This window comes from Enterobacter cloacae complex sp. P16RS2 (assembly GCF_014982155.1).
Lineage (GTDB): Bacteria > Pseudomonadota > Gammaproteobacteria > Enterobacterales > Enterobacteriaceae > Enterobacter > Enterobacter cloacae_M.
The window spans coordinates 118975-136261 of the sequence record NZ_JADCKW010000008.1 but is presented as its reverse complement, the minus strand read 5'-3'; the positions used below and the strand labels follow the sequence as shown (position 1 = coordinate 136261).

Here is a 17287-nt window from a genome sequence, read left to right as displayed (position 1 = left end):
TACGCAAATGACGCGACACGTAAAACGGATTGGTGCGCTGGCTGCCTGCGCGCTTTTACTTGTGAGCTGCTCCTCAAAACCACCCAAATCACTGGTTACCCCTCTCCCCAACGTCAGTAAACCGACGCAGCAGGCAAACGAGCCGATGCGCGGGATCTGGCTGGCAACCGTCTCTCGTCTCGACTGGCCGCCGGTGGCCTCGGTGAACGGCCGCAGCGCCGATCAGCGCATCGCGATGCAGAAGCAGGCGCTGATAAGCAAGCTCGACAACCTTAAGCACCTCGGTATTAACACGGTGTTTTTCCAGGTGAAGCCGGACAGCACGGCCCTCTGGTCATCAAAAATTTTGCCGTGGTCGGATATGCTGACGGGCAACATCGGCGAATATCCGGGATACGATCCGCTGCAGTTTATGCTGGATGAAGCGCACAAGCGCGGCATGAAGGTCCATGCCTGGTTCAACCCGTACCGCGTGTCGACCAACACCAAACCGTCAACCATCGCCGCCCTGAACCGGACTTCCTATCAGACCCCGTCCAGCGTCTATGTCCAGCACCCTGAGTGGGTGCGCATCTCGGGCGACCGCTTTGTTCTCGACCCCGGCATTCCGGAAGTGCGCGACTGGATAACCAAAGTGGTGACCGAAGTGGTGGCGAATTACGCGGTAGACGGCGTGCAGTTCGATGATTACTTTTACGCCGAATCTCCGGGGTCCGCGCTCAATGATTCGCAGACCTGGCGGCAATACGGCCAGGGATTTGCCTCAAAGGCCGACTGGCGTAGACACAACACGCAGCAGCTGATCGTCCAGGTTTCCCGCGCGATTAAACAGACTAAGCCCGACGTTGAGTTTGGCGTCAGCCCGGCGGGCGTGTGGCGTAACCGCTCCTTTGACCCGGCAGGCTCGGACACCCGCGGCGCCGCGGCCTACGATGAATCCTACGCCGATACGCGTCAGTGGGTTCAGCAGGGCCTGCTCGACTACATCGCTCCGCAGATTTACTGGCCCTTCTCCCGGGACGCCGCGCGCTACGACGTGCTGACCAAATGGTGGGCCGACGTCGTTAAGCCGACCCACACTCGCCTGTATATCGGCATTGCGTTCTACAAGGTGGGCGAGCCGTCGAGAAACGAACCGGACTGGACGGTTCAGGGCGGCGTGCCGGAGCTGAAAAAGCAGCTAGATCTCAACGATTCGCTGCCCAACGTGAACGGCACCATCCTGTTCCGGGAAGATTACCTGAACCAGCCGCAGACGCAGCAGGCGGTGAACTACCTGAAAGGACGCTGGGGAAGCTAAGTCACTATCAGGCAGAAACGCCCCGTTTCTGCCTGTTTTTTTACGGCTTCGGCCCGAACATCGCCTCAAGCTGCTGCGCATCCGGCATACCGACCACCTGCTGCAGCTCATTTTCCGCATTCAGATAGTAAATGGCCGGCGTGGCGTTAGCGCCCAGGCTGTCCATCAGCGTCTGGTGCTTCTGCAGGATCTCAACCGTCTCACGGGAAGCCTCGCCCTCTGGCTTCGGTAATTTTTTCCCACCGGAAAGCTCGTATTCGCGCCACGCCGAAACCGGATCTTTCGCATTCAGAATCGCCGAGGCGTTACGCCCGCTGTTGGGGTTGAGAAACGCCACCAGCAGCGTGTTGAGCTGCACCTCGCCCGCCTTCACCCACGGCTGCGCTTCGGCCCAGAACTGCTTGCAGTACGGACAGAACGGATCGGCAAATACAAAGACTTTACGCGGGGCGTTATCCGCCCCTTCCTTCAGGGGATGCGCCGCGTTGAGGTTCTTCCACATTTCGCGTCCCATCGGGGCGTAGATCTCTTTCTGGAAATAGCCTTCGCTGAGGTTCTTCCCTTTGTCATCATAAAGATAGCCTGAAATGACGTGCTTGCCGTCCGGGGTTAAAAAGAGCGTCACGCCCATGTCCTGATACTGCCCAAGCCAGGCGGGCGCGCCGCCGGGCGCATCCAGCTTCTTGATGATTTGAATGTTCTGCTGCTCGCCGAAGTGCTTCACCACGTCCGGTATGGCTTCAGCCGCCTGCGCCAGCCCTGACGTCGCCAGCGCTGAAAGTAACAGTAATTTTTTCATTTCCCTCTCCGGTTTGTCGGGGGCATTCCGCCCCCTTCAGGTTAGCGGTTTTTCAGTGCGTCACTGACCATTTCGTCGAACTGTTCAAACGGCACCCAGCCGGGCAGCAATCCCTCGCCGATGAGCGTGGCGGGCGTGCCCTGGATCCCCATTTTTTCCGCGACGATCAGGCTGCGCTTGATCGTCATCAGGCTCTCGTCATCCGGCGTCGTGACGCTCACGCCCGCCCGCCTCTGCGCCTCCTGAATGCTGGCGTCATCGTGGTAGCCCTTCTTCGCCATCAGAGTGTGGTTAAGCTTCATAAACTGCCCCGGATCCTGACGCCAGAGGGTTAACGCATCCCGCGCCGCGGTCAGCGAACTTTCCGAGCGGAAAGGTAAAAACTTAAAGACCACCGCGACGTCCGGATGCTTTTCGACGATCTTCTCAAGGTACGGATCGAATTTTTTACAGTACGGACAGTTGTAGTCGGTAAACACCACCAGGGTGAGCTTTGGGTTTTTCGCGCCGATGCGCGGGGAGTTCGGATCGTTAAACAGGAAATCAGCGATCATCTTCTGCGCACGCTGCTCCTGGTCCGGCGTCAGCGGCTGGGCAGCGAACACCTGAACCGGGGCCAGCAGGAGCAGAAGCGTAATAAGGATTTTTTTCATAACACAGTTAGCCTTTTGCGTTGTTCAGGGTGGTGATGAGGGTGCGCTTGTCCAGCAGCGGCGAGAGGATTTCGCCGTCAGACAGGCCGGGGCCATACACCGCGTTAAACGGAATAGCGTAACGGTTTCGCTTCGCCAGAAAATCCGCGATAAACGCGGACGGCTGGCTCCAGTCTCCGCGCAGGGCCACCACGTCCGGCTGGCGCAGCGCGGCAATGACGTCCGGCTGATTCAGCACCCGATGCTCGTTAACTTTGCAGGTCACGCACCAGTCCGCCGAGATATCCACAAACACCCGCTTCCCCTGCGCCAGCGCCTGCTGGATGGCCTCCTCGCTGAGCGGCTGCCACGGGATGGACTGAGCGGCATTCTGCGCCGGAGCGTCAGGCGGCGCGTTAAGCAGCCCGCGCGCCTGATACCCGCCGAGCGCCGACAGCGCGATAATCACGAGCCAGAACAGCGGTGAGGATTTTTGCCCCTTCAGGGCTAACAGCGCGAGCGCGACGGCGATGAGCACCAGCATCACAATCTGGCTGACCGCCTCGCCCAGATGCACGCTTAACAATGTCGCCAGCCACAGGCTGGAGGCGAGCATCATCAGGCCCAGAACGACTTTTAGCGTATTCATCCAGCGGCCGGGTTTCGGCAGCAGCATGGCCGTTTTCGGCACCAGAGCGACAAACAGCCACGGCAGGCTCATGCCCACGCCGAGCATCAGGAAGCTCAGCCACAGGGAGTGCAGTGGTGCGCCAAGGGCAAAGGCGACCGCCGTACCGAGGAACGGCGCGGAGCACGGCGTCGCCAGCAGCGTGGCGAACATCCCTTCGCAGAAGCTGCCGCCAATCCCCGCGCCACCTGCCGTAGCCAACCGTCCCGTAGCGGCGGAAGGCAGCAGCATCTCAAACACGCCAAAAAGGTTCAGCGCAAACAGGAAGGTGACGGCGACCATCAGGCCGATAAACCACGGGTTCTGGAACTGAATGCCCCACCCCAGCGACGCCCCGGCCAGCTTCAGCGCGGTCACCATTCCCGCCAGCAGCATAAAGGAGGTGAGGATCCCGGCGCTGGTGGCCAGAAAGCGCAGCCTGATGGCGTGCCTGTCCGATCCCGCCAGCAGGATGCTGTTAAGCTTCATCCCCATGACCGGCAGCACGCAGGGCATCAGGTTGAGGATCAGCCCGCCCAGCAGCGCAAAGAGCACCATTTTGCCCGTCCCTTCAGGCGCAGAGGGCGCTACGGGCGTCGCGCCAACGCTCATGGTGGTTTGCTGCGCGTGACCGCCACTGGTCAGCACAAACGACAGCCTCTTGCCCTCCAGCGAGGCGGGCTTGTCTCCCCATTCGTCGGTCACGGGTACCGTCACCCGAAGCGTATTGCCGTCGTGTTTGATGACCGGCTCGCCGGGAAGAATGTCACCCTCCAGCGGGTCAAAGTAGATCCCCGGGTTATCCCACTTCCCGTCCGTCGTGCCGGTAATCACCAGCTTGTCGCCAGCGAGCCAGGCGGAGAGATCCGCGGATACGCCTGACGTACCGGGCACGGCACGCATCGCCTGCTCGAACTCGCTGCGGAAGCCCTCGTCCACCGGCTGGGTAAAATCGAGATGCAGCGGGTAGTCCGTCAGCAGGCAGACATTACTGCACGTCGAGAGCGTGAGCGTCCCGTCGAGCGTGTCGCCCTTCACCCCGTCGAGCGTAATCGGGATAGCGACCTTATCGTGATAGCCCTGCGTGGTCATGCCGGAGATATCGAAGCGCGACGGGACCGGCCAGGACCAGCTATCCGTTACGCCTTCCGGCCAGCTGATTTTTGGCGCGACGCCGCCCTCGCCCGGCGATCGCCAGTAGGTTTTCCAGCCGGGCTTTAGCTCAACGGTGAGCAGGCCTTTAACGTGCGTTTGCTCCCTCTCCGCCTGAAAGCGGATGCGAGCGTGATCGTTTTGTGGGGAAACCTGCCAGCTGGTGTCTGCCGCATGGACAATGCCGATGCAGGACAGCCACAGGAAGACGAATCCCCTGAAGAGGTTAACCATGTTTTACTCCGTGAACAGTGAAAATTATCGTGTGAGGACGATGATTTTCATTCACGGAAAACGCAGTTTTTCAGGTGTATTCGGGGAGGCGGTGCCTGAACGGGCTGTTCTGCGGGAGCCAATGCCCGCCCTTGCGTAAACAGCTGCAGCAGCGCGAAGAAGATAATAATGGCCGGTAGCGCGCCGTCGAAGAACAGCGGCTGGGCGCAAAGCAGCGAGTGTGCGCCAAGTTGGCAAGGCGACGGGCCGGGCTGTTCGGTGCTGGTTTGCGTTGGGGCATCAGCACTCAGAGAAATCTGCGGATCCAGCCCCTGTAAAAAATGGTTGAGCATCACCGCACGCTGCACGAGGCAAAGCGCCATCGCGAGACAGGTGATAATCAAAAGCCATTTTCCGAGGAGCTGACGGTTGCGCATAACGTTCCAGAGTGACAAGACGCCCCGATCATAAACGATAGTGATGAATCTACAAGTGCCGGAAGTGTAAGGTTTTGTCTGTCGCCGCTATTCGCCCGTCAGCGCGTCATAGACGTCCCGCAGCCGCGTGCGCAGAAACAGCACCGCCTTGTGCTTGCGGGATAACAGCGCCTGCTCGCTGGCGCCCGTCTCCTCTGCCAGCATTTTAATGCTGTAGCCGTGGAGTTCGGTCTTTTCAAACACCTCGCGCTGCGGCGGCGGGAGTTCAGACAGCGCCTGCCCAAGCTCTTCCCACAGCAGCGTTTTGAGGTACTCCTCTTCCGGCGTGTGCGGTACGCCGAACAGGGTTTCGGCCAGCTCGTCCTCCGGGAAACCGTCGTCGTCTTCGCCCGTAAAATAACCGGAGAGCGACACCTCGCGCTTTTTACGCGCCCGGTCGGTCATCTCGTTACGCGCCGCGCGGAACAGCCAGGCGGCGACGTTTTCGACCGGCTGCTCCACTTTCATCAGCTGATAGGTGACTTCCTGCAAAATGTCGTCGGCATCATCGCGAACGGAGGTCCGTCCGCGAATGAAGGCTGTCAGCCGGGCGCGGCAGGCATTGAGCGCCGACATCAGCATGGATCCGCCCGCCTCCCCGGCTTTCATTTCGCTCACTCTGCTTCCGGCGCTTTTGGCGTGGCGTCGTCGCGCTTATCGTCACGATGACCGTGCCAGCCGCAGTGGCCGCGACCGTGGCGACCAAAACCTTCGCGGCGCTGCTGAATAAACGCCTCGCGCTGTTCGGGCGTCATGTTCATCCAGCGCTCGTGCATCCGGCGGTGCGCGCCAAACATCCCCGGGCGGAAACCTAACCCGCCAAACAGAATGCGGCTCAGCACCAGAATGCCCAGCGCCTGCCAGAAGCCAATAGCCTTAACGCCGAGAATGGCCGGGAGCAAGGCGTTCCACAAGGACATCACCAGCAGGCCGAGCACGATGAAAATCACCGCGCCGATGACTAAGCCCTTACCCATACGGTGGCGACCGAATCCGCGCCCGTGACCTCTGCCGTGCATTTCAAAATCTCTCATGGTGTTTACCTCGTTTACAGTAACTGATTATGGCTTGTGATGAGGTAGACGGATGAGGGATGGAAATATTGCTGGGGGGAATAAAAATTTTTGGGCTGACGATTTGGACTCATAGCGGTAACGGCTGGCGGGCGCTATGAGTCGCTTGCAGGCAAATCATCTCGTACGAAGAATTCGCTTAACCAGTGCGATAGCAATAACGGCCAGTATGATTGACACCAGTGCCAGGAAGATAAGCAAGGATAATAGTGGATTTAACAAGCCACCTAAACTGGTGAAGTCGCTGATACGGCCAAGTTGCTCGGACGTGCATACACGCAAAATGATCTCAGGAATAATAAGCAGAAATATAATGACGGTCAGGACATAAACCAGAGCACTCTTGCGCTTTCCCATTTTCGTTGTTGCCCCTTTCTCAATCATGATCACTGATAATAAGGTAATGATAATGCAAGGTTGTATAAAATGTCACAAAATTAATTAATTGCAGACCGCCCGAGGCATTAAAGTTTTGCTAACAACTGCCGATTTATGAATTACCACCTAATATTGAGGCGCCAAAATGTTCTTTGAAAACTTTAAAAATAAGGATTTTATAATTTACTTTATCTATGTCGCTGTATTTATCGTGATTGTGAATAGAGCATATGGAATGTCTAATTTACTAAGATTTGTCTTTCGCTATCTGGCAATTGGTTACTCAGATGCAAGAATGAAAAAACTTGATGACAAATGGTTTGATATCCAACTATTCAAAATAACCAATGGAATTAACACCACCAATTTAAACGACGCAAGACTAATACAAAGAGGGTTAAATGAGGGGGTACTAAAACCATCATGGTTTTTATTTACCAGTTCATGGGGAGACATCACCATAAAGATGTCGAAAAAGAAATTAATCTTATCCTATCTAATGGGACTGGTTATATTTATCATGGGGAATTATGCATGGATTGAGCAAACCAAGATTGTAGATGGATTCGTAAAAATCGACTATAAGGAATTTAGTTATTACCTTTCTAAAGAAAAGCTGATCATAACATCACTTGACAGATCCATTGATAACGCCGCCGTTCATAGTAAAGAGGATTGCAAGAATATCCCGAACTCAATCGCTAAGGACTCAATGTTCTCTATAGCATGCACGAAGCTACTTGATGATAGACTGTCGTATAAATGGTGGCTTGAAAAAGAAATCCAGTCCGTAAATAGCAGGAAAAATACGCTAAGGCTTATTTCTTACATTTATTGTATCACTAGCGTTTTGTGGGGATTTTCATTATACCAATTCAATCGCGCCAGCACTCATGTCGTAAATTATAAATTATCGATGCAAAATCAAAGTTCATAGATAAAAGTATAAAGCCGCCTTTCACAGAAAGGTAGCTTTCGATAATGGCTCTGTAAGGGGGTATTGCGACTGTAAGTGTACCCGTTATAACTCCATGCATTTTCTGAGATGTCCATTAGTGGAGGTAGTAAACGGCGAGGCTCCAGAGGGAGCCTCGCCTGATACCATCAAGCCTGCACCGGCAACCTAAAACTCGAAATACTCCGCGAAAGCTGCTGCGCCTGCTCTTCCAGCGATGCCGCTGCCGCGGCGGACTGCTGCACCAGCGCGGCGTTCTGCTGGGTGACGCCGTCCATCTCGGTCACCGCCTGTCCGACCTGGCCGATCCCGCGGCTCTGCTCTTCGGAGGCGACGGAGATCTGCTCCATCAGCGTATTCACTTTATTCACTGACGAAATAATCGAGTCAATCACCTCGCCTGAGCGGCTAACCAGCTCCGCGCCGTTTTTCACGCTGGAAACCGACTGCGCAATCAGGCTCTCGATGTCCTTCGCCGCCACCGCGCTTTTCTGCGCCAGGGTGCGTACCTCGCTGGCCACGACCGCAAAGCCGCGACCCTGCGTACCGGCGCGCGCCGCTTCAACCGCAGCGTTCAGCGCCAGAATGTTGGTCTGGAAGGCGATGCTGTTAATCACGCTGGTAATGTCTTCGATGCGCTTCGAGTTCGCCGCGATGGTGTTCATCGTGTCGATCACTTCACGGGTCACCGCTTCACCGGTGTGGGCATTTTTCACCGCGTCCTGCACCAGCTTTCCGGCCTGATAAACGTTGTCGGTATTGTTCGCCACCGTCGCGCTCAGCTCTTCCATGCTGGCCGCCGTCTGGGTCAACGCGGAAGCCTGCTGTTCGGTACGTGACGCCAGGTCGATATTCCCGGAGGCAATCTCCTGCGCCGCGTGCGTTACGGTATGGCTCGCATCGCGCACCTGGGCGATGGTCGCCAGCAGCGCCTGACGCATCTGCTCCATTGAGCTCATAAGATGATCGATTTCGTTATGTGCGCTCCCCTTGACCGGTACCGGAACGTCCAGCTTGCCCGCCGCAATCTGGCTGCAGTGCTCGCGCGCCAGGTTTACCGGCGCAAAGACAAAGCGCTTCATCAGCAGGCTGACGGCGACAATCACCACCACAAACAGGCTGGCGATAGCGGCAATGATCGCCAGGCCAGAGACGAAATTGCTGCTCGCATCCTCGTTCAGGCTTTTGGCGTATTTCTGGTGGACGGAAAGGACCTGGTCGAGAACGATCTCGTACTGGCGGTCGAGGCGGGAGACTTCCGGGATCAGCGCGTTAAATTTGGCCACATCGTGCGCCTCGGCGGCATCGATCAGCGGCGCCAGCCCCTGGTTGCGGTAGTTTTGCCAGGCGTCCTGATAGGCAGTCACCAGCGGCGCTTCATCCGTCAGACGCGGCGAAGCCATAAAGGCCGCAAAGGCGTGGTCCGCTTTGGTCAGCGCCTCTTTCACGGCGGTTAGCTTTGCAGCCCCGTCTGCCGAGTTGCCCGCTTCCACCATCTTCACATACTCCATCACCCGCACGCGCAGCGTACGGCTGTGGTTGATGGGGTCAATAATGGACAGCACAACCTGGATCTCTTTGTTGACGTTATCCAGGGAATTATTACTTTTAATGATGAGGCCAACGCTGGTCACGGTGCTGACAACAAAGAAGAAAAGCAGCGAGAGCAGAACGATCAGGGACGACTTTTTCAACGACATAAACCAATACCTCAAGGAGAATTATTCCTTATGGTTATCGGCTCTTCCAAAACTTAAATTAATTAAAGTTATTGATGTATCGGTCCGAGCTATATTGCTCACTTATAGCGCCGCTGCAGGGTGGCAGCCAGCTTGCGTTGCAACGGTTCCGGGGTCTCTCCCTCGATCAGTTTGCTAATCAAATCAAAGCAGTGCCACGCCAGCTGGCGGTTATCCTGACGAATCGTATCCACCGGGATCGTCAGCGAATCGTAGAGATAGTGATCGTCAAAACTGGCTAACCTGATATCACTTTGCAACAGGTTGTGCTGGCCCATATAGCGCAGCACCCCTTCCAGCAGCCCGCAGGCGGCGGCGAAAAGCGCTTTCGGCGGGCGCCCCAGGCGGGCGCAGAGTTCAGCAAACATCTCGTATCCGGAGCTCGGGTGATAGTTGCCGTGAATGATCCACTCGGGGCGCAGCGCCACACCGGCCTCACGCAGCCCTTGCTTAAAGCCTTCCAGGCGGTCGCGCGTCGGGGATAAACGGGGCTGGCCGCCGAGGAAGTAGAATTCATCCGGATGCTGGCGCGCAATGTCCGCCACCAGTTCCGCCGTCGGGGTAATGGAGTCGGTGATCACCAGCGGCAGCGCGCTGTCGTTGATGTGGCGGTCAAACAGGACAACGGGCAGCTGCTCGCTCAGCTTGTGGTAGTCCGCATCGTTGAGCATGCTGGAGGCCACAATCAGCCCGTCCACCTGACGCGCCACCATGTTGTTCACCACCACCGTCTCCTGCCCCGGGTTTTCATCGCTGCAGGAGATCAGCAGCTGAACCCCCGCCTCGCGGCACAGCGTTTCCAGCTCGTGAGAAAACACGGCAAAACCGTAGTTGGTGATCTCCGGAACCACCAGACCAACGGTGTGGCTGCGGTTATCGCGCAGCGACCGGGCGTGAATGCTGGGCTGATAGTGGTGCTCTTTTGCAATCGCCAGCACGCGCTCGCGCGTCTCCTCCGCCACGCGAAGCTCTTTGCTACGCCCGTTCAGGACCAGGCTGGCGGTGGCTTTTGACACCCCCGCCAGCTCCGCGATGTCTTTAATGGTGACGCGTTTTGTTTTTCTCACAACGACTTAGATCCGGCTGCCAAAACCCTCATTCTATCATGCAGGCGCGCAGCGACCAGTAGCGTAATGTGATATCGGACGCACCTTCGAATCGCACCCGGGCCGGATGGTCAGGAAAATAGCGGCTGCTCATTACCCCTTCACCGTGATTGATGAAGATTTCAACGCTGGAGCGGTCGCAGAGAACGCATAAGTGAGTGACGTCGCCCTGCCAGTAGCGGGTCAACGTTTCACCGGTTTTCAGGCTCGCGCGTTCAAGACGTATACCCTGCTCATCGACCATGAGACGCAGCGCGCCGCCAAAATCGACATTCACCTGCGATGCGCTCAGCTCAAACTCCAGCCGCGTCGCGTCCAGGTCCGGTGCCTCGCTGGCGCGCCCCTGCCAGCACTGTTCATCTTCACGCAGCGCCGCCAGCTCGCGAGCCGGGGTCTGCCAGAGCCTGCCGTCGCGATAGCGTAATTCGCGCGGGCAGGTCATCTGGTGCATCCAGCCGTGTGTCCGGGTTGGCTGAAGCATCTCTTCCCCGTCCGGTACGCCCATCCAGCCGATCAGAATGCGTCGTCCGTCCTCCGCCAGGGTCGTTTGGGGTGCGTAAAACTCAAAGCCCGCGTCCAGCTCGTGCAGCTCGCCGTGATCGAACGCGGCGTTTTCATAGTCAAACGCCCCGCTCATCCAGGTCGCCGGATAGGTGTTGAGATAGCGATGCGGCTCGCGCGCCAGCCCCTGCGGACAGCTGATCAGGACGTGCGTTCCGTCGAGGGCGAACAGGTCCGGACACTCCCACATATACCCCGCGTCCGTCAGGCCGTTGACGCCGTGACCGGCGATTTCCCCGCAGGACGTCCAGGCGTGCAAATCGGCTGATGTAAACAGCAGCACCTTGCCGCGCTTTTGCAGATCCTGCGCGCCGAGCACCATGTACCACATCCCGTCGTGCTGCCACACCTTCGGGTCGCGCACGTGGCCGGTGTAGCCTTCCGGCAGCGCCAGCACCGGCCCCAGCTTCTTAAAGGTCCCGTCCGGCTGTTCCACGGCGAGGCACTGCCAGGCCGTGCGGCTGCCGTCATCGAACTTGACGTTGCCGGTGTAGCACAGGGTCAGAACGCCGTGATTGTCCACGGCGCTACCGGAGTAGCAGCCGTTGCGGTCATACTCTTCATCCGGCATCAGCGCCAGCGGCTCATGCTGCCAGTGCACCAGGTCCGCAGAGCTCCAGTGCCCCCAGCATTTAAACCGATGCTCGCAGTCCAGCGGGTTCCACTGATAGAACAGGTGGTAGCGCCCGGCAAACCAGATGAACCCGTTGGGATCGTTCATCAGCCCCGTCACCGGCGCGGGGTGCCACTGCGGATAGTGGCTATCCGCCAGCGCCCGCGGCTGACCTTTCATAACGGCCTGCAGGATCGCAGGCCAGCGGGAAGGTAACGTCATTATTCAGAATCCGTTTTATATTTCAGCAGCAGTGAGACGGTGAACGCCACGCCGAAGGCAATCACCATGCCGATAATATAGTTCAGCAGCGAGCTGGCCTGCACGATGGCCATCCCCGGAATCGCGGTCAACCCAACGGCGGTCATGTAAACATGAACAGATACCACCCAGGCCCCGCCCACCGCGCCGCCGATTAGCGCGGCGATAAACGGTTTCACGAAGCGCAGGTTGATACCAAAAATAGCCGCTTCGGTGATGCCCAGCATCGCAGAAAACGCCGACGGTAAGGTAATGGCTTTGATTTTGGCATCTTTGGTTTTGAACCACACCGCCAGACAGGCGCCGCCCTGCGCCACGTTCGCCATGGCCCAGATCGGCAGCAGGAAGTTCACGCCAATCGACGGGTTGCCCAGCAGACCGGCTTCAATCGCGTGGAAGCTGTGGTGAATACCGGTGATCACAATCACCGAGTAAAGCCCACCGAACAGCAGCCCGGCTAGCCAGCCCGCGTGTTCAATTAACGTGCTCAGGATAAAGGAGATGCCGTCGCCCAGGGCGCGCCCCGCCGGGCCGATAATCAGCAAGGCGATAAAGCCGGAGATAACGACGGTGAGGAACGGCGTCAGGATCAGATCTAACGCGTCCGGGATCGCGCGGCGCAGATTTTTCTCCACGATGCTCATAAACCAGACGGCCAGCAGCACCGGGAACACAGTGCCCTGATAGCCAATCATCGCGATCTCAAGGCCGAAGAAGTTCATGGTGTGGAAGCCGGAGGCCACGCCCCAGGCGTTGGTCAGCGCCGGGTGCGTCAGAATGCCGCCCAGCGTCGCGCCGAGATACGGGTTACCGCCAAATTCCCGCGCGGCGGTAAAGCCGATCAGAATAGGCAGAATGATAAACGCCGCGGAGCTGCACATGTCCAGCATGATGTAGAGAGCGTTATCCGCATTGACCCAGCCGTAGGTTTTCACCATGCCGAGCAGGCCCATCAGCAGGCCGGAGGCCACAATCGCGGGAATGATCGGGACAAAGATGTTTGAGAGCAGACGGGCAATGCGCTGGAACGGGTTCAGCTTGCGCGCCGCCAGGTCCGCGGCCTCCGACTTGCTGGATTCGCTAATCCCCGCCGCCTGAATAAACGCGGCGTAGACCTTGTTGACCACGCCCGTGCCAAAAATCACCTGCATCTGTCCGGCGTTACGAAAACAGCCTTTTACGCCGTCGACCTTGCCGATCGCCTGCTGATCGGCAAGCGCGTCATCGACCAGCACCAGACGAAGACGCGTTGCGCAGTGCGCCGCGCTGGCGATATTTTCCTTGCCACCGAGCAGCGGAATAAGCTCGCGGGCGATTTGATTAAAATCCATAGATACCTCTGCCTGACTTCTTTTTATGATGTGCGAAACGCTCCCGCAAAGCGGGAGCGTGATGGGTTAAAACCAGGTTTCCATCTGGACCCCAAAGTTCCATTCCCCGCCGGCGTTGAAGCCGCTGCTGCCAAAGGCATCATCGCTGGCGTAATGATCCAGTTTGCTGCTCCAGTCCATCCAGGTGGCAAACAGACGCAGCTCCGGACGGCTGAAGAAATCGCCGATTTTGCTCGCTTTTAACGTCGGCGCAAAGGTCAGCTTGTAGAAACTGCCGTTGACGGCGTTGCGGTCCTTATAGCCTTCCGGATTTAAATCCATGTACTGATAGCTTCCCTCAAACGCCAGGGCGAAGTTCTGCGTCACCTCTTTAATCAGGCGGGTGTTGAGCGTCACCCACTCATAGCTGTCGCCCTTGACGTAGCGATCTTTACTGCTCTGCGCCAGCACGGCGGGCGCAACGCTCCAGCCGCCGCCGACAGGCGTGACACCGTAACTTGCGAAGCGCCAGGTATCCGCCTCAGACAGCAGCGCGCCGTCGGAACCGATGCTTTTCACTTCCGCACCCAGCCCGTGACCGTACAGCAGCGCCGTTTTGGCTGTCCCTTCCCGCAGGCCGTAGAAGCTCTCGTTGTGCAACCCGACCAGGGCATGAACGCCGGTATTGGCGGCGTCGGTTTTGATGAGATCGCCGTTGGTGTCTTTACGGTCGTCGTTATCCTTCGCCCGCAGGCCGCTCACCATCAGCTGGAACGGGCCGGCGAAGTGGTTCATGCTGAGGATATAGTTCTGAACGTTGTTGTCGGTCTGCTCCACGCTGCCAAAGTTGCGTCCGTAGATGGAGAAGTTGCTGCGCAGCGAATCGTTCCACTTCACGTCATAGACGCCGCCGCCGGTACCGGCGAGGAACACCACGTCGGAGTCCAGCCAGTGAATATCAAAGTTGTCGCGGTCGAAGCGTTTACCCGCCCAGAAGGTGCTGCCCTTCAGCGCGCCGGTAAAATCAGGCAGGTTACCCAGCTCCGCGAAGGCCTGGCGAATATTGAGATCGCTTGTATCGGCTGACCAGTCGTTATAGGTTCTCTGACCGTCGGCGAGCATCGCTTTAAAGCGCGTGGTGGCGCCGTTATCCAGAGTTTGCTTGTGCTCCAGGTTCAGCTCGACGTAGGTGTCGGCTTCGTTACCCAGACGCCCTACCGCGCCGCCGGTTTCTCCGGCCGGGGTCAGATAAGGACCGCTTTTGCTGCTGGAGGCCGCATCGTTCATCAGCAGGCCCGAACGGGCGTAGCCGTGGAACTCAAACCCGCTGCTTTGATCCGCCTTCTTCTCCAGCGCGGTGGTGCGCTGCGCCACCGCCTGGGCTGTCGTTTGCGTCTGCTGCTGCGCGGCAACCAGCTGCTGCGTTTTTTGTTCCGCATCCGTGGCGCGTTTCTCAGCCACCTGCGCACGCGTTTCCGCCGCCTGGAGGCGCAGCTCCATCGCGGCAAGACGCGCTTCGATACTTGTCATATCCGTTTGGGCAAAAACAGAGGTACTTCCGGCCAGCATGCCTATCATCACGGCAAGTCTGCGTTTTTTATACATTTTGTCGCATTCCTAAAAGAAGTCATTAAAAGTGCTAAATTGCTAAACCGGTTTAGGTTGCTGATACTAAACCTCTGAATTTTGGATCGGCAATCTTTTTTGCTAAACCGTTTTAGTAAGTGTGATCGAGGCGACAATTCAGGCCGCCGGATGGCGGCCAGTGGAGGAAGGAATTACAGATCGTGCTGCCAGGGCAATGCAGTCATCGCCCCTTTGGCCGTGGTGGCTAATGCGCCGCAGCGCTGGGCTAAGGCGATGACCGGCGTCAGGTCCTGCCCGGCAGCCAGCCCGTAGAGCAGCCCCGCCACGAAAGCATCGCCCGCGCCGGTGGTATCGACACACTCAACGGGCGTTGCCGGATAGTGCTCCACGGCGCCGTCATGCCAGGCGATCACCCCCTCTTTTCCCTGGGTGACCAGCACCAGACGCGCCGGGCAGCGCGCCATCAGCGCGTCCAGACCGACGTTAACCTCGACATCTCCGGTTAAAAACGCCAGTTCTTCAACGGAGAGTTTCACCACGTCGGCGCTCTGCAGGGCCAGCCCCAGGCAGCGGCGCAGCGCGTTCTCATCCGGCCAGAGATCCGGGCGAATATTGGGGTCGAAGCTGACATAGCCGCCCGCCTCGCGAATGGCGGCCATCGCCTCAAACGTCGCGGAGCGGCTCGGCTCTGCGCTTAACGCGATGGAACAGACGTGCAGCCACTCTCCGGCGCTGAACGTCGGCAGATCGGAGGATTCGAGAAACAGATCGGCGCTCGGGCGCACCATAAAGGTAAACGAGCGTTCGCCGTGGTCGTCGAGATCGACCACCACCGTTGAGGTGCGGTGCGCCGGGTCAAGGCGCATAGACTTCACGTCAACCTTTTCGTCAGCGAGAGTTTTCGCCATAAAGCGCCCGAAGGGATCGTCGCCAACCCTACCGATAAAGGCGCTCTGGCCGCCCAGCCGGGCAATACCGACCGCAACGTTTGCCGGTGCGCCGCCGGGACACTGCAGCAATCTGCCTTCTCCATCGGGCAGCAAATCCACTACCGCATCGCCAAGTACCCAGATTTTTTTCATGCTTTCCTCGCAGCTAAACAATATTAAACCGTTTTAGCTATTTAAGCACAGGCAAGGCGAAGGGGAAATAACGCGGGAGGAAAATTGGCTAACGCACCAGATGTGGCCAGTGAATATCACCGACGCCATTAAGCTGCGGGCGGGCAAACAGAAAGCCCTGGAAGCGGCGGATCCCGGCAGACTCGAGCCAGCACCACTCCTCTATCTTCTCGATCCCTTCCGCCACCAGGGTAATTTCGAGATCGGAGCAACAGCTGACGATGGAACGCACAATCGCCTGCTTCGGGCCGCTGAGGTGGATATCGCTGACTATCTCCCGGTCAATCTTAATTTTATCCGGCTGAAAGCGGGTCAGCAGCGAAAGACCGGCATAGCCGGAACCGAAATCATCGATCGCCAGGCCAATCCCCTCACCGCGAAGCTGCTTGATGGCGCTATTAAACTGGTTGAAGCCGGAGATCATCTCGTTTTCCGTCACTTCAATGACCACCTGCTCCGGCTGAAGGTCATGTTTTTTTATCTCGCTGACCAGGAATTCCACAGCGTTGGGGACATTCACCAGCGACATCGGCAGCAGATTTACCGCAATCTTATGGCTGCCAATGCCCAGCTTTTCCGCGAGAGCAAAGGCATACGCTTTCGTCTGGAGATCGACTTCGTAGATTTTGTCCGGGTCGAGGGCGCTGAAGAAATGCTCCGGGCTGCCGCCTTCGTTGCCGCGAATAAGGGCTTCAAGCGAACTGATCTTCCCTTCCGAGGGCTCAACGATGGGCTGGAGCGCAAACTGACAGGTTTGGTTGGCCATCAGCCCCAGGTGTTCGCCAAAGGGCAACGCTTCGGATGAAAGCGTCCATTTTTCAGGTACGTAGCGTGCACCCGACAGGGCCGGACGTTTGCCTGTGATAAACGTCTGGATAAATTTGAACACCCGGTCATCGGATGTGAGATAGCTTTCCAGCTTGCTGTAATTCAGAACCGACTGCAGCACCTCTTTCGGTGACTGCGTCTGCAGATCGAACAGCAGCATACCGACGTTTTCGAAGCGTCTGCGCGGGCCATAGTCCCGCATCAGCTCCACCACTCCACTGTGCCGCTTGTCGTCACGGATTTTATGGAACAGCTTAAGCACGCTCTCTTCCGACCCTTCGAGTATTTGCAGCACGTCACTGCCTTTTGCAAGCAGAACCCCGGTGATATTCAGACTGGCATTGCGGATCCGGGCGCGCTCCACCAGTTCCCGCAGCTCGGTGGAGGGGCGGGATAAATTCAACTGGCTTCGGTAAATCAGAGTCGTCAGCACAAAAATGGGTTCCGATGAGAAAGAGTGGTGCCTTGAAGCTACTATTTAACATACTTAATCAATGCAACCTAACATATTCACAC

The 17287-nt window shown here is 57.6% G+C and carries 16 protein-coding genes; 2 read left to right on the top strand and 14 right to left on the bottom strand.

Translation table 11 applies throughout. The features are described from left to right. Nucleotides 1-7 precede the first annotated feature (7 nt). Nucleotides 8-1300, top strand: coding sequence for a glycoside hydrolase family 10 protein (locus INF68_RS04795; RefSeq protein WP_126786897.1), 1293 nt, complete (start codon nt 8-10; stop codon nt 1298-1300). A 40-nt stretch (nt 1301-1340) separates the two neighbouring features. On the opposite strand, the gene dsbG is transcribed toward INF68_RS04795, so the two are convergent. The 7 genes from dsbG to INF68_RS23190 all read right to left on the bottom strand — a co-directional run bounded on the left by dsbG (nt 1341) and on the right by INF68_RS23190 (nt 6669). Further along, nucleotides 1341-2099, bottom strand: a complete 759-nt coding sequence (dsbG, locus tag INF68_RS04790; RefSeq protein ID WP_126786898.1) for a thiol:disulfide interchange protein DsbG — start codon at nt 2097-2099, stop codon at nt 1341-1343. Nucleotides 2100-2140: 41 nt separating this feature from the next. Continuing rightward, nucleotides 2141-2752 carry a DsbA family protein gene (locus INF68_RS04785; protein WP_126786899.1) on the bottom strand — a complete coding sequence of 204 codons (612 nt, stop codon included), beginning with the start codon at nt 2750-2752 and terminating at the stop codon, nt 2141-2143. Nucleotides 2753-2759: 7 nt separating this feature from the next. Continuing rightward, a complete protein-coding gene (locus tag INF68_RS04780) occupies nt 2760-4784 on the bottom strand; it encodes a protein-disulfide reductase DsbD (protein WP_126786900.1) in 2025 nt (674 codons plus the stop codon). A gap of 47 nt (nt 4785-4831) precedes the next feature. Then, nucleotides 4832-5200, bottom strand: coding sequence for a hypothetical protein (locus INF68_RS04775; protein WP_023311871.1), 369 nt, complete (start codon nt 5198-5200; stop codon nt 4832-4834). Between the two features lie 87 nt (nt 5201-5287). Then, nucleotides 5288-5848 carry an RNA polymerase sigma factor gene (locus INF68_RS04770; RefSeq protein WP_023311872.1) on the bottom strand — a complete coding sequence of 187 codons (561 nt, stop codon included), beginning with the start codon at nt 5846-5848 and terminating at the stop codon, nt 5288-5290. A gap of 5 nt (nt 5849-5853) precedes the next feature. Further along, nucleotides 5854-6273: a hypothetical protein gene (locus INF68_RS04765; protein WP_025756496.1), complete on the bottom strand. Its 420-nt coding sequence runs from the start codon at nt 6271-6273 to the stop codon at nt 5854-5856. Nucleotides 6274-6429: 156 nt separating this feature from the next. Next, entirely contained in the window at nt 6430-6669 is a 240-nt protein-coding gene (locus INF68_RS23190) for a hypothetical protein (protein WP_045399879.1), read from the bottom strand. 166 nt (nt 6670-6835) lie between these two features. Between INF68_RS23190 and INF68_RS04760 the strand changes: the two genes are divergently transcribed. Next, a complete protein-coding gene (locus INF68_RS04760; RefSeq protein WP_109844127.1) occupies nt 6836-7627 on the top strand; it encodes a hypothetical protein in 792 nt (263 codons plus the stop codon). Between the two features lie 167 nt (nt 7628-7794). Here the strand turns inward: INF68_RS04760 and INF68_RS04755 are convergent, their stop codons facing one another. The 7 genes from INF68_RS04755 to INF68_RS04725 all read right to left on the bottom strand — a co-directional run bounded on the left by INF68_RS04755 (nt 7795) and on the right by INF68_RS04725 (nt 17204). Then, nucleotides 7795-9345 carry a methyl-accepting chemotaxis protein gene (locus tag INF68_RS04755; protein WP_126786901.1) on the bottom strand — a complete coding sequence of 517 codons (1551 nt, stop codon included), beginning with the start codon at nt 9343-9345 and terminating at the stop codon, nt 7795-7797. A 98-nt stretch (nt 9346-9443) separates the two neighbouring features. After that, nucleotides 9444-10451 (bottom strand): LacI family DNA-binding transcriptional regulator, encoded by a 1008-nt coding sequence (locus INF68_RS04750; protein ID WP_126328566.1) that lies wholly within the window; start codon nt 10449-10451, stop codon nt 9444-9446. A gap of 28 nt (nt 10452-10479) precedes the next feature. Further along, complete coding sequence (locus INF68_RS04745) at nt 10480-11886, bottom strand: sucrose-6-phosphate hydrolase (protein WP_126786902.1); 1407 nt, start codon at nt 11884-11886, stop codon at nt 10480-10482. Further along, nucleotides 11886-13256 carry a sucrose-specific PTS transporter subunit IIBC gene (locus INF68_RS04740; RefSeq protein ID WP_032656958.1) on the bottom strand — a complete coding sequence of 457 codons (1371 nt, stop codon included), beginning with the start codon at nt 13254-13256 and terminating at the stop codon, nt 11886-11888. Before INF68_RS04740 ends, INF68_RS04745 begins: the two co-directional genes overlap by 1 nt. A 66-nt stretch (nt 13257-13322) precedes the next feature. After that, entirely contained in the window at nt 13323-14840 is a 1518-nt protein-coding gene (locus INF68_RS04735) for a carbohydrate porin (protein ID WP_193525270.1), read from the bottom strand. Nucleotides 14841-15013: 173 nt separating this feature from the next. Then, a complete protein-coding gene (locus INF68_RS04730) occupies nt 15014-15904 on the bottom strand; it encodes an aminoimidazole riboside kinase (RefSeq protein WP_126786904.1) in 891 nt (296 codons plus the stop codon). Nucleotides 15905-15992: 88 nt separating this feature from the next. After that, the gene (locus INF68_RS04725) at nt 15993-17204 is read right to left on the bottom strand and encodes a diguanylate phosphodiesterase (protein WP_109844122.1); all 1212 of its coding nucleotides are present in this window, start codon (nt 17202-17204) and stop codon (nt 15993-15995) included. Nucleotides 17205-17287 lie beyond the last annotated feature (83 nt).